General features: G+C 43.6%; 10 protein-coding genes. 5 read left to right on the top strand and 5 right to left on the bottom strand.

The features are described from left to right. The first annotated feature begins 97 nt into the window (after positions 1-97). The 3 genes from MKS89_RS14755 to MKS89_RS14745 all read left to right on the top strand — a co-directional run bounded on the left by MKS89_RS14755 (position 98) and on the right by MKS89_RS14745 (position 3014). Positions 98-1480 (top strand): carbohydrate porin, encoded by a 1383-nt coding sequence (locus MKS89_RS14755; RefSeq protein ID WP_072959535.1) that lies wholly within the window; start codon positions 98-100, stop codon positions 1478-1480. 304 nt (positions 1481-1784) lie between these two features. Then, on the top strand, positions 1785-2015 hold the full coding sequence (locus tag MKS89_RS14750) for a hypothetical protein (protein ID WP_072959537.1): 231 nt from the start codon (positions 1785-1787) through the stop codon (positions 2013-2015). A gap of 804 nt (positions 2016-2819) precedes the next feature. Then, positions 2820-3014: a hypothetical protein gene (locus MKS89_RS14745; RefSeq protein ID WP_072959538.1), complete on the top strand. Its 195-nt coding sequence runs from the start codon at positions 2820-2822 to the stop codon at positions 3012-3014. A 44-nt stretch (positions 3015-3058) separates the two neighbouring features. Here the strand turns inward: MKS89_RS14745 and MKS89_RS14740 are convergent, their stop codons facing one another. Continuing rightward, entirely contained in the window at positions 3059-4195 is a 1137-nt protein-coding gene (locus MKS89_RS14740; RefSeq protein WP_072959540.1) for a tetratricopeptide repeat protein, read from the bottom strand. A gap of 820 nt (positions 4196-5015) precedes the next feature. Between MKS89_RS14740 and MKS89_RS14735 the strand changes: the two genes are divergently transcribed. Beyond that, entirely contained in the window at positions 5016-5192 is a 177-nt protein-coding gene (locus tag MKS89_RS14735) for a hypothetical protein (RefSeq protein ID WP_159439578.1), read from the top strand. 45 nt (positions 5193-5237) lie between these two features. Here the strand turns inward: MKS89_RS14735 and MKS89_RS14730 are convergent, their stop codons facing one another. Next, positions 5238-6401, bottom strand: a complete 1164-nt coding sequence (locus MKS89_RS14730; RefSeq protein WP_072959543.1) for a tetratricopeptide repeat protein — start codon at positions 6399-6401, stop codon at positions 5238-5240. A gap of 823 nt (positions 6402-7224) precedes the next feature. On the opposite strand from MKS89_RS14730, the gene MKS89_RS14725 reads away from it, so the two are divergent. Continuing rightward, the gene (locus MKS89_RS14725; RefSeq protein WP_072959545.1) at positions 7225-7410 is read left to right on the top strand and encodes a hypothetical protein; all 186 of its coding nucleotides are present in this window, start codon (positions 7225-7227) and stop codon (positions 7408-7410) included. A 46-nt stretch (positions 7411-7456) separates the two neighbouring features. Here MKS89_RS14725 and MKS89_RS14720 read toward each other — a convergent pair whose 3' ends face one another. Genes MKS89_RS14720 through MKS89_RS14710 form a run of 3 tightly spaced genes read right to left on the bottom strand, consistent with a single transcriptional unit; the run spans position 7457 to position 13208 of the window. Then, positions 7457-8593 carry a tetratricopeptide repeat protein gene (locus MKS89_RS14720; protein ID WP_072959548.1) on the bottom strand — a complete coding sequence of 379 codons (1137 nt, stop codon included), beginning with the start codon at positions 8591-8593 and terminating at the stop codon, positions 7457-7459. Positions 8594-8596: 3 nt separating this feature from the next. Next, entirely contained in the window at positions 8597-12649 is a 4053-nt protein-coding gene (locus MKS89_RS14715; RefSeq protein ID WP_072959551.1) for a LysM peptidoglycan-binding domain-containing protein, read from the bottom strand. Further along, positions 12642-13208 (bottom strand): DUF4123 domain-containing protein, encoded by a 567-nt coding sequence (locus MKS89_RS14710; protein ID WP_072959553.1) that lies wholly within the window; start codon positions 13206-13208, stop codon positions 12642-12644. Before MKS89_RS14710 ends, MKS89_RS14715 begins: the two co-directional genes overlap by 8 nt. Between the last annotated feature and the right edge of the window lie 2 nt (positions 13209-13210).

Raw genomic sequence — 13210 nt, 5'->3', positions numbered from 1 at the left:
CAATGAATTCCCTTATTCAATGCGTATGAATCAGGGCCGAATAGTCATGTCCTAAATTTCTAATAATATGATAAACCCTACACTCAGGATTAATTCAATGAAAAAGATAATCCCTTTAAATATTACACATATCATGTGTGCGGGCTTGGTCGTCATGTCGGCAAATACCCATGCAGAAGATTTAAGCCAAGCCAATGCTGCGGCCATTGCCAAAATGCAAGAGCAGCTTGATACCCAAAAAGAAGAAGCGGTGCAATGGAATGGTTATTTCCGTGCCGGATTTACTTCGAATGAAAATGGTTCGGGCTCCGGAAATACAACCATAAAAGCACCGAACTCAGGCGGGTTCTACCGGCTTGGTGGTGGTGAAAGTAACTATGCTGCGACGGCTTTAAGCCGGAAATTCGACGTCAACGGGGCATGGGCCAAAGCATATTTTGGCTTGGTATACGAAGACCGTGATGCCAGACGCTGGGTTTTTGATACGCAAGATAAAACTATTTTCATGGATAAAGCCTATGTCGAAATGGGGAATCTATCATTCGCCCCAGACGTCACATTCTGGGCCGGTCGGGTTAACTGGTCTGATGATATTCATATCCTTGACCGTAAATACTATGAAATCCGTTCGCCCGGTATTGGTGTTAAAGGCATTAACCTCGGTGATGGCAAAATGGATCTGTTCGTGACTTCTCACGATAGTGATAGTGATAAAACCTATACGGATGAGAATGGCACAACGGTCACTTACGATGATGGGGCCAGACCCAGAACCCATACATTGGGGGTTGAATATCGTACCGGGCAATGGTGGTTTGCCGGTAGTTTGCAGACAAACAGTGATGACAGCCGCTATTCGGTAACCAAAACGATTAATGGCATCACCGGCTCTTATACCGGGAAAGCTGCAACAGCCGGTGCCCATGTGATGGCTCGTTACACCCAGCCATCGTATTTTGGGTTAACCGATGGGCGAGTCAAATACGTTGCGCAATATGCAACCGGGACTTCGGCCGCCTTTTTGGGACGTAATGGCGACACAAACCAGTCAAATGATGACGGGCAAAATTACCGTGTGTTCGTTGATGGTTTAGCCACATTTGATCAGTGGGAAATCAATACCATCGCATTATTCCAACATAAGGAAGATGTCGATTTCGATGGCAGTGAAAATACGTGGTGGACGCTTGGTGCCCGTAGTGCCTATTATCTTAACGACAATTTTGCACTCCAGTTTGAAGCAGGTTACAACGGCAGCAGCTATTCCAGTGCAATAACAAAAGAAGAAGGTGGCCTCGCAACGTTTACATTTGCGCCGACCCTCAAGCTGAAAAAAGCCTTCTTTAGTCGTCCTGAAATTCGTTTTTATGCAACGTATGCAAAATTCACCGGTGACTATAATGCTTCTAGCCTAGATGGCTATAACAAAAATGATGATGATAGCTTTACCTTTGGTGCTCAGGCTGAGATCTGGTTCTAGCCCAATAAATCCCGAAGTTTAATGATTGATTCAAGTTATCTCTGACTAAAGTAAGGAGAGATTCTCCTTACTTTATTTTTGTTATTTATATTTTTATTATTTCTGTATGGGCTATTTTTGCTGATTAATCAATGATTGCTGAATTATATTCATGGCAATGGATATAAAACCATACGCACCGATATGAGCAGTAAACATAATAAGATAATAAATCATCGGTGCAGGGCAACATTTATAAGCTTTGAGTCAACGTGGTTCAATATATTTATGAAAAATAAACTGTGTTTTAATCATTGAGGTTGCCGTGAAATTAGATCATGACCAATTACAAGATAAACTCATTCATGCGAAAGCAAACTATTGGATCCTGACATTGATTTGTGGCGGGCTGCTTTCGCTGTTAGTGAATAAACTTAGTTTATTGGAGTTTGACGGCGTGGCGGTATGCTATGCGCTTTTGTTTATCGGGGTGAGCACGGCTTGTGTCAAACTGTCAGCCTATATAAAAAAACTGAAACAGTTAAAACAGGAATAGCCGGTTGTACCCGAATACTATGATATCACTCGCCTTTGCCTGTTATGTCTCTGTTTCCGAACATTGTATGATGCGCTGAATGTTTTCGATTTCTGTCACTGCCGCGTCTGCGCATCAGATACTTTTGGCTTGGCCCCAAAAGTATCCCAAAAGGCTTGTTTTCGGCTTCAGAGCATATTATCAGGGGCGCTTTTATTCGCATCCTGCTCATGAAAAGCTAAAAAGTTCGTCCTGAACTTTTTCCCTGAGTTCATCGCTTCAATATACATAGGTAAATATGACGTCAATGTTTCTGAAATCACTCAAACTGATGGTGCGTAGAGCCGATGTTGATTTAAGCTTCATTTTAATGATTCTAATAAACTCATTTGAGTGAATGGAGATTATACCTTAATCCAGATATGAATCCTGATGAACGGCTTATTCCTCGACAACACTGTGAAATTACTCGCAAAATTATGACGAACCGAGTGTGAGCAAAGTATGGGATTTTGCTCTATCACACGCGCTTTATTTTCTTGTACCTCGCCAACAAACCCGACACTGCTTACCCTGAATTCGCACCGATAAAACCGGTGTCGGGATTGGAACACCGTCTAAACCACAGACGCACAAATTGCCTTATCTTGTACAGATGAGCCTTTGTGTGTAGCCTTTACTCACTCCTATTATGGTGAGCTGGGTATAGGGCTGACTTTGTCAGGCTGCAACCTGTGGTGCGGTAGTTCCAAACCTTGCTCAGTTCACCACCTCTGAGATTGGAACCTCTGGTGGTGATTTTTTGAAAATCTACAGGAGGCTACAATGCCGAACTCACACCCTAATTATGATCTACACCTGACTGCTCGCGGTTATCTGATTGATTTTCTCGCCACCAATACTGCACCTTCCGTTGACCAACACGAATTGCGTGAAGTGCTGTTGTTTCTCAATAATCTGATTACCTTTGATGAAATGAATTTAATGAAGGAAGACGCAGAAGGGGTTGTATTGAGATGATAAAAAAGGGAGCAGATCACTGCTCCCTGTGTAAAAATCGTCATTTATGGTTTTGGATTCATTTCATCGATATAGATAACAGGAGTCATATTATTTATTATTTCTTGTGCTTTATTATGAGAATTATTAAATTCTAATTTAGTCAAAGGATTTAAGTTGTTTTCTTTAAGAATATAATTAAACCTTCTTAAGTTATCATCTCTGTTCTCTAATTGATCTGAAGCAATAGCACATGCTGCACTATCTATAATATGATTTCTGTCAATATTGTCAACTTCTGTATAGTATCTTATACATAGGAATGGTTCTGTATTTATCATTATACTTTGCTTGATTACTTTTAATAAATATGGTTTTTTATAGAAGTTTCTATTGAAAAAAACAATGTTTGTCATTGCTGGTGGGAAGTTGTTATTGACTGGAAGGAATGCTAGCTCAGATATATACTTGTTTTCTTCAGAAGAAATAGTCTCCCTTCTATTGAAAAAAGTTAAATACATTCTATCTTTATAACTCTTCATAAGTCTCATCAATGGCTGGTAATAATGATTCTTAGCATTCTCTGTAACGAGTTTCTCTAACTTCTTATGTACCTCTTCTGAGCTATTTTCATCATACTGAAGCAGATAATATGCTGCTTTTTTATCACCTTGCTCAGCGCGCTCTTGCAGTAGCTTACGCCCGAGTTCACCCCATTTTTTATCACAGTAACCGCCCATAAACATCTGACACTCACGGTCATTGATATCTAACCGTAATGCGGCATACGGGTTACCCAGCTCCGCTGATTTCTGGAATAATTTCGCTGCCGGGCCACTGGAGTAGTAACTATCGTCATAGGTGATTTGAGCCAGCCAATACATGGCATCTGGGTTACCTTGCTCGACTAATGGCTTTAATAGCTCTTCGGCTTTTCCCTGCCGATGTCTTTGGATATACAGTAATGGCTCATACAGCGGATCTCCGGGACGATAGGTGCTGGAGATATACGGGTCGGGATTAAATGGCTGGCTTTTTTCAGCCATGTTTAGCAGCTCAGTCAACACCTTGGGGCCTTCCGCTTGGCGGGACTGAAAGCCGGAAGGGATCGCCAGATAGGCCATCAGTCCGCCGGCCGCTAAAATAATCACACCAGAGATGGTCAGCAGTGTTTTGTAAATCAGTTTTTTATTGATACTCATGCTTTAAAGTGTCCAGCTTTGTTCTTTCCACGGGTTGTAGGTAGTTTTGTTCCACAAATAACCTTGTCCTTTCTCGTCTCTGTTTCGAGCATTGTATGATGCGCTGAATATTTTCGATCTCAGTCACTGCCGCGTCTGCGCATCAGATACTTTTGGCTTGGCCCCAAAAGTATCCCAAAAGGCCTGTATCAGCTTCAGAGCATATTATCAGGGGCGCTTTTATTCGCATCCTGCTCATGAAAAGCTAAAAAGTTCGTCCTGAACTTTTTCCCTGAGCTCATCGCTTGACTATACATAGGCAAGTGTTTCTGAAACCACTCAAACTGATGGTGCGTAGAGCCGACGTTGATTAAGCTTCATTTTAATGATTTTAATAAACTCATTTGAGTGAATGGAGATTATACCTTAATTCAGATATGAATCCTGATGAACGGCTTGTTCCTCGACAACACTGTGAAATTACTCGCAAAATAATGATGAACCAAGTGTGAACAAAGTATGGGATTTTGCTTTGTCACACGCGCTTTATTTTCTTGTACCTCGCCAACAAACCCGACACTGCTTACCCTGAATTCGCACCGATAAAACTCGGTGTCGGGATTCGAACCCCAACTGACATCACTAGGCATATAAAGCGACGCTTGTCTTGGTCTGTATTTATATGTAGCCTTTGCTCATCTGGATAATGGTGAGCTGAATGAGGCTGACTTTGGTCAGGCCGTGTCCTAGTGAATGGTTGTTCGAACCTTGTTCAGTTCACCACCTCCGAGATTCGAACCTCTTGGTGGTCATTTTCTAAAAATTTCACTAGGAGACTATTATGTCTAATCATCTTGATCTACACCTGACTGCTCGCGGTTATCTGATTGACTTTCTCGTCACTAACACTGCACCTTCCGTTGACCAACAGGAATTGCGTGAAGTGCTGTTGTTTCTCAATAATCTGATTACCTTTGATGAAATAAATTTGATGAAAGAAGACGTCGAAGGGATTTAAGGAATATAAAGAGGGATCAGATTTCTGATCCCTTTATTGTGGTTTTTATGGTCTTGGATTCATTTCGTCGATATAAATCATTGGTGTCATTTCTTTAACTATTTTTATTACTCTTTTTCTAATTAAATCCATTTCTTTTTCACTTAATGAATCTTTACCATTTTTTTCTAGATCCTCATTAATAAACTGAATGCTCCAATCATTCTCTGCTTCTTTTATGTCATAAGAAGTCCAATTGTTGGTGGCTTTCTTAAAGATGTTACCAATGATAATACATGTCACTGCATCTATCACATTATCTCTATTTTCCCCTATTATTTTCTTATAATAACTTTCACATGTAGACCAGTTGCCACCAATCTTAAAATAATGGTGTATATATTTATTGGGTTCTTTAATGTTATTTGTATAAAAAATATTACCAATCGCAGGTGAGAAGTTATTTTTTGCCATCAAAATAGATAGTTTGTTGATATCTTTCTTATACTCTAGAGGTAGTTCATTTTTCTTTTGAAAATAATTTAGATAATACTGAACTGAATAATCAATAATCATATTCATTAATGGTTGATAATAATGATTTTTGGCATTTTCAGTGACTAGTCGTTCCAGCTTTTTATGCACCTCTTCTGAGCTGTTTTCATCATACTGAAGCAGATAGTATTCCGCTTTTTTATCACCTTGAGCTGCCCGCTCTTGCAGGAGTTTTCGCCCGAGTTTTCCCCATTTGGGGTCACAGTAGCCACGAAGATAAAGGCTGCAATCTTCACTGCTGACATCCAAACGAAGAGCTGCATAAGGGTTGCCTAATTCAGCGGATTTCCGGAATAACCGAGCAATTTCTTTGCCTGCGTAGATACTACCCCCGGAGATATGAGCCAGCCAGTACATTGCGTCAGCATTGCCTTGTTCGACTAAGGGTTGCAGGAGTTTTTTGGCTATATCCCAGCGATCCCGCTGAATAGCGAGTACAGGTTCATACAGCGGGTCTCCGGGGCGATAGGTGCTGGAGATATACGGGTCTGGGTTAAATGGCTGGCTTTTTTCAGCCATGTTTAGCAGTTCCGTCAACACCTTGGGGCCTTCCGCTTGGCGGGACTGAAAGCCGGAAGGGATCACCAAGTAGGCCATCAGTCCGCCGGCCGCTAAAATAATCACACCAGCGATGGTCAGTAGTGTTTTGTAAATCAGTTTTTTATTGATCTTCATGCTTTAAAGTGTCCAGCTTTGTTCTTTCCACGGGTTGTAGGTAGTTTTGTTCCACAAGTAACCTTGTCCTTTCTCGTCTCTGTTTCGAGCATTGTATGATGCGCTGAATATTTTCGATCTCAGTCACTGCCGCGTCTGCGCATCAGATACTTTTGGCTTGGCCCCAAAAGTATCCCAAAAGGCCTGTATCAGCTTCAGAGCATATTATCAGGGGCGCTTTTATTCGCATCCTGCTCATGAAAAGCTAAAAAGTTCGTCCTGAACTTTTTCCCTGAGCCCATCGCTTGACTATACATAGGCAAGTGTTTCTGAAACCACTCAAACTGATGGTGCGTCATTGTACAGAGCCGACGTTGATTTAAGCTTCATTTTAATGATTCTAATAAACTCATTTGAGTGAATGGAGATTATACCTTAATCCAGATATGAATCCTGATGAACGGCTTGTTCCTCGACAACTCTGTGAAATTACTCGCAAAATAATGATGAACTGAGTGTGAGCAAAGTATGGGATTTTGCTTTGTCACACGCGCTTTATTTTAGCGCGCCTCGCCAACAAACCCGACACTGCTTACCCTGAATTCGCACCGATAAAACCGGTGTCGGGATTCGAACACCGTCTAAACCACAGATGCACAGACTGCCTTATCTTGTACAGATGAGCCTTTGTGTGTAGCCTCTACTCACTCCTATAATGGTGAGCTGGGTTGGGCTGACTCAGTCAGGCTGCAACCTGTGGTGCGGTAGTTCGAACCCTCCCAGTTCACCACCTCTGAGATTCGGACCTCCGGTGGTGATTTTCGACAAACTACAGGAGGCTACAATGCTGAACTCACAACCTAATTATGATCTACACCTGACTGCTCGCGGTTATCTGATTGATTTTCTCGTCATGAATACCGCACCTTTCGTTAACCAAAATGAACTGCGTGAAGTGCTGTTATTTCTCAATAATCTGATTACCTTTGATGAGATGAATTTGATTAAAGAAGACGTCGAAGGGATTTAAGGAATATAAAGAGGGATCAGATTGCTGATCCCTCTTTTTGTAGTTTTTATGGTCTTGTGTTCATTTCATCAATGTAGATAACAGTTTTTTTATTTTTTAGTATTTCATTAGCAATATATTTAGCTTTATCCAACTCTTCTGTTGTAAGAGGTTTAATGTTTTTTTGTTTAAGAGAAAATGTATATCTATCCATATTTAAATGGTCATTAATAAACATGTCTTCTTCTATTGCACATGCAGCACCTCTAATAATATTATCCCTGATTTTATTGTTTATTTCTGAATAATAACTTCGACAGACATATGAATTACTATCTGTATATATATTGTGTTTTATTATATTTAAAGCATCATTATCAGGTATTAATTGAATCATGCTGTAAATAACATTGAATATAGCAGGGGGGAAGTTATTGTGAGCAGGTATTAATGCAATTTTAATAAGTGTTTTTTTATCTTCTTCTGTTGGTGTTCTTCCTTTTTTAAAGAAAGTCAAATAGCTTCCATTATAATAATCATAGATTAAATTCATTAATGGTTGATAATAATGATTCTTGGCATTTTCAGTGACAAGTCGTTCCAGCTCTTTATGCACCTCTTCTGAGCTATTTTCATCATACTGAAGCAGATAATACTCTGCTTTTTTATCACCTTGAGCTGCCCGCTCTTGCAGTAGTTTTCGCCCGAGTTTTCCCCACTTTTGATCACAGTAACCGCTCATAAACATCTGGCATTCACGATTGTTGCTATCTAATCGGAGTGCGGCATAGGGATTCCCCAGCTCGGCTGACTTCTGGAATAATTTCGCTGCCGGGCCGCTGGAGTAGTAGCTATCGTCATAGGTGATTTGAGCCAACCAATACATGGCATCTGGGTTACCTTGCTCGACTAATGGCTTTAATAGCTCTTCGGCTTTTCCCTGCCGATGTCTTTGAATATACAGTAATGGCTCATACAGTGGATCTCCGGGGCGATAGGTGCTGGAGATATACGGGTCGGGGTTAAATGATTGGCTTTTCTGAGCCATTTTTAGCAGCTCAGTCAGTACCTTGGGGCCTTCTGCCTGCCGGGACTGAAAGCCGGAAGGGATCACCAAGTAGGCCATCAGTCCGCCAGCCGCTAAAATAATCACACCAACGATGGTCAGCAGTGTTTTGTAAATCAGTTTTTTATTGATACTCATGCTTTAAAGTGTCCAGCTTTGTTCTTTCCACGGGTTGTAGGTGGTTTTGTTCCAGAAATAACCTTTGTCTTCGGTCGCTTGAATCGTCTCTTCAAGATGCTTGCGGTCTGCAACCACTTGTGGCTTGTCACCGTCTTTGGCAACCCGAATGGTTAAATAGTCATATTCGCCATCGACAAAATGAGCAATTGCATCCGAGTGCTCTTCTGCTTCATAGTGATAGCGTCTCATATTGCCACATAGTAATTGACTATATCTGATAAAGTCATTTCTTATATCATTGACATTCAGTCCATTCTGTAATGGGAAATTGATTTGGTTTATAAACTCTGCCAATTGCATCCAACTTTGGGTAAAGCGTCGCCATTGTTCCATCGGGAGTCGGGCCGATTCATAGTTGCCCCCCATGCGGATCAGTGTCTTCTCAAATTGCAGTCGTTTCTTCTCAATATACGCTTCACTGGCACCGGTTTTGGGGGATATCCATTCTAAGATCTGCACAATGGCTAAAGCCTTATCGACTTCTTGACTTTGTCGGGCGACTTTCTCTTCGTCGTTTTCAAACCAAGCACTTTCATTTTTATTGCTTAAACAATCCAATAGGTTACATAGTGTCTCCGGTGGTAAATCGGAAACCCAGCTCTGAACTTTATTTTTACCCGCTTTGCCTTCATCTTTTTTAATGATCCGTCTGGCAATCAGTGGTGCATAATCTTCCTGCAAGCCGTCTTTGTGGATAAATGACAGGGCTTTGGCTGGCAGCAGCAGGGCTTCACCTAAAGTCAGGCCGAGTGCGACCGCGACGGTCAGGCGGCGGTTGAGTTCTTCAAAGTCTTCATTGCGGCCTTGTTCATCGACTTCGCCGAATGCTTCGATGCGTTTGAAGCCGGATTCATGGAGCATGGCGAGCAGGCATTGAATAAAACGGTCAACGTTGAGCGCATCAAGGGCGATGGCGACTTTGCCTGATGCCCCGGGGCCGCACACCATTTTTGCAGCGGCAATCACATATAAGGCCCCGCGGTGGAAGGTAATACTGAACTGAGCCGATAAACCGACCCCGTAACTGACGGCAGCCTGAACCGCTAAACTCCCTAAGCGCATCATCTTACCGCGCTCCGCGCTATTGGAGATGTCAATTGTCGGTGGCCGCCAGTAGACCTCACCGCTCAGCTCACCCCCGACTTCAACCCCGGCAAAGGCATCGACGGTTATCCCTGCTTGTGCGGCTGAGTTCTTTTTGAGTTTGCCGAGTGCTCTTTGCCCGACGGATTGCTCGGATTGGGGCAGGGGTTGCGGCGGGGCGGCGCGGAGTTGTCTGATTTCACCGGCATTGTAGTCGGCAGTGGTAATCGCCTTACCCCGCACACCGAGTTGCCCGGTCTCAGTTGTAGCTGGGCCGAAGCACAGATTCCCGGCGATACTGACACTGGCGGCTGCTAACCCATAAATCGTGGCGGAGACGCGCATAAACATCTCACCGGCATCATAAATGTCCTTTTTATCTTGCCCATCGACGTTTTTCAGATAATGGATTTTTAGGGGTTTCCCTTTGAACTGGCGTTTGTCTTTATTGTCATCATTTTCAGGTTGAAGTGGGAACCATGCCTTCGCTGTTAACTGGGCGCGGAATAAATCGGCACTGAGGCTGAGAGCCCCCCCGGCAGTGGTATCGCGATTGACCGCGAGATTATTGTATTCGCTTAACGGCAGATTGAGGTTGGTTTTCACACTAGAAGATAAGCGCATAAATTGTGCCGAAGCATCGACCACATATTGAGAGGATTTGCCGTCCGGCCCGAGCCCATCTTCCCAGTGATAGCTGTCTGACCAGAATGCCGATACTTCTGATTTTTTCTCTGCGGCTAAGTTGAATGGGTTGAGCAGGAACTTGCCATTCAGCATACTGGTTTTCAATGCCTTAACGCCATCCGTTTTGATGGATGTGCGGATGGTTTTCATTGCCTCAGACAGGGTCGGAAATGCACTGGCTTCGGTCTTAATGTTTCCCGGTGTTTTACCGTCAGCCGCCGGGCTGACCAGCGCGACTTTAGTGGTAATATCTTTGAGGTGGCCTTTTGCCAGCAGGGTGTCTTTTTCATCTTTAGGCAAATACCACGCCGGGCCGCGCACCCAGCCCAGCGTTCCTTCAGACATCAACACACATTCAACTACCTGAAGGTCGGCTTTGCCTGTTTCTTTGTGGAAGACTTTGGTCTTTTTCTCTTTCGGTTTATATTCTTTTTCTTCCCAGAGCAGCAGGTAGCTGGTTGGGATTTTATCACCGCTAAGGTAGAAGTTTCTCAGCGAGTCAGCGCCTTTTTGGGCTCTCGACTCCGCCAAAGTTTTCAGCGCATCAATCCGCGCCATGGCAAGCTTTTTCAGCCAGAGCAGGTCACCGAACATATCCGGTGCCGGCATCCGTTTATATTGCTCATCTTTATCAAGGCCCAGCAGTTCGTCTAAGTCGGCTATCCATTTGGTGATTGTCGCATCGACCAGTTTGACCAGCGCCAGACAAGGGTAATAGGCCCATTGCCCTGCACAGCCCTGACTGAGCAGTGATTTAACGAGTTCTTCTTCGGTCTGTTTGCGGGTACCGTCGATATTTTTGGCGTGCAGGTCAGCTTTATTGACTTGGAGTTCGTTCAGCAAGTCGTTAACCAGTTGTGTCCCTTCGGTAATTTTGACCGGCAGCCCGTCATCTGTGAGGAACTTGTTACTCCGCCATTCTGAAAAGTTCTTCTCGAGTGTTTGTGGCCCGAGGTGTACCGGACTGGTGCCTTCCAGCTCAGCCATGGTCAGGCATTGCTCTTTCACCACGTAGCCACGTAGGTTTAATGCATTCAGAGTTCGGGTAAAGTTCCATGCATACGGTGGGTTATTGTGGGAATATGGACCGGCAGTGACCAGTCTTTCATCCTCATCGGCCTCTCGGGCAGCGGTACATTTTTGGATAAACTCGTCGGCATACTTGACTTCACGATCCCATAAATTTTCGATCAGTTGCGTTGCTTGTTCATGGGAATCAAGCGCTAATTTGGTATCCGTTCCCCACATTTTTCGCTCTCGGAGCAGCATTTTGACCGAATTTTCTATTTCTTTTTCATAGTCACTGGTGAAGTAGCTCCGCTTTTTGTCATAAACATAAGAAGAGCCGTCATCGGCCTTTTTGTTTTTTGCGGTAAGTTCTGCGACTTTATCCAGTTTTTCGATCTCATCGTCGAGATGATCTTGTAAGGTTTCTTTTAAATGCTTTCGAGCTTGCTCGAGATGATAGGCCTCTTCACTGGCTTCCTTGAAATAGTCTTTCATATTGTCGTTGGAGAGCAGTAGTGTCCGAGCTGCTGGGCTGGTCCATATGACACCGACAAGTATCCAGTATTTGACCTTTTCCCAAGTGGTATAACGCTCAAGTAGTTTCTGGGTATCAAGGCCTTCTTGTTCGGCAAGGCTGACGATAAACCCATTTTCGCCACCGTGTTGATAATCTTTCGCCGCACCGGAGCGAATGGTCTTGCGTGCATGGAACAGAAAGCGGTAACGATTCAGATTATCTTCTGATTCAAGAAACATCTCATGCGGGCTGGTATAAAAACGCGACAGAATACCGAGGCGATTGAGGTTTTGGATGGTCTCGGTTTGATCTTCAACGATCGATTTTGCTAATAGTTGGTGTTCTGCCTGAATCGCTTGTTTGACTTCATCGGTAATGGCATAAAACTGCTTTTGATTTTTGGTCGGATGCGACGGCACATACAAGATATCGGTAAACGGCGTATCCTTCCCGGAGCAGAGATCGCCTGCACAAGCTGATTTTTCCGGGGGCTTGGGGATTTCATCCCGGCTGCCGGGCTTGTTATCAATCGCTGTTTCAGCATCTTCTCCGGGCAGAAGAATGTCGTCCCCGGCATAGATCAGATCAATATCATCAATCAGATCACTATTCAGCTTTTTAAGCGCCTCTGGTGATGTGCCAAAGCGTACAGCAAGCAGACTTAAGCAGTCGTCGGGTTTTATTGTATAAGTTTTAGGCGTGTCGGTTGTATTAGCCATAACGTTGTTCTACCAATGCTTTAAATACGGGGGAGTTTAAATGGTACGGTAACTGAAGGTCGGCCTCGACATCAGCGACAGGCGCTTGTCTGAGGGTGTGACCGGTTTGCTGACTATCTATCCAACTCATGGCCTGACAAGGGCCAAGCAGTGTGCAGCGATCCGCTGCGGATAATTCAGATTCAATCTCATGCCATATTGGACTTGCGTAATAACGGAACAGAATCGGTGATTCATCGACAACAACATAGAGGAGTGCCTGTAGATGTTGAATAACCGCTTCAGTCGGCACTGATGCCTCGCAGGAAAACAATACACTGCTGGTGCGTAGTGCAAAATCATCTTTCAGTTGGCGTTCGATTTCTGTCACGCCGCTATAACGAAAAGCAACCGGACTCTGCTCAATTAAATGATCGAATGGTGTATTCGCAAACAGACGATATAACTCAACGTTTTTCTCATACTGATAAACGAGTTGGGTAATATCCGGTACTCGGACCGAATCGACCACCAGCCAGTGGGTTAATGCGCTGTCCTGTAATTCTGGGAAAATCTTCATCG

Origin of the sequence: Vibrio gazogenes (genome assembly GCF_023920225.1) — a bacterium.
In the GTDB taxonomy this organism is placed as follows: Bacteria; Pseudomonadota; Gammaproteobacteria; order Enterobacterales; family Vibrionaceae; genus Vibrio; species Vibrio gazogenes.
The sequence above is the reverse complement of the archived record's forward strand: the minus strand, read 5'-3'. Positions and strand labels throughout refer to the sequence as shown.

Bases quoted from the DNA above. Each gene is read 5' to 3' on its own strand.
- MKS89_RS14755 (WP_072959535.1), top strand. From the start codon at position 98: ATGAAAAAGATAATCCCTTTAAATATTACACATATCATGTGTGCGGGC.
- MKS89_RS14745 (WP_072959538.1), top strand. From the start codon at position 2,820: ATGCCGAACTCACACCCTAATTATGATCTACACCTGACTGCTCGCGGT.
- MKS89_RS14740 (WP_072959540.1), bottom strand. From the start codon at position 4,195: ATGAGTATCAATAAAAAACTGATTTACAAAACACTGCTGACCATCTCT.
- MKS89_RS14735 (WP_159439578.1), top strand. From the start codon at position 5,016: ATGTCTAATCATCTTGATCTACACCTGACTGCTCGCGGTTATCTGATT.
- MKS89_RS14730 (WP_072959543.1), bottom strand. From the start codon at position 6,401: ATGAAGATCAATAAAAAACTGATTTACAAAACACTACTGACCATCGCT.
- MKS89_RS14725 (WP_072959545.1), top strand. From the start codon at position 7,225: ATGCTGAACTCACAACCTAATTATGATCTACACCTGACTGCTCGCGGT.
- MKS89_RS14720 (WP_072959548.1), bottom strand. From the start codon at position 8,593: ATGAGTATCAATAAAAAACTGATTTACAAAACACTGCTGACCATCGTT.
- MKS89_RS14715 (WP_072959551.1), bottom strand. From the start codon at position 12,649: ATGGCTAATACAACCGACACGCCTAAAACTTATACAATAAAACCCGAC.
- MKS89_RS14710 (WP_072959553.1), bottom strand. From the start codon at position 13,208: ATGAAGATTTTCCCAGAATTACAGGACAGCGCATTAACCCACTGGCTG.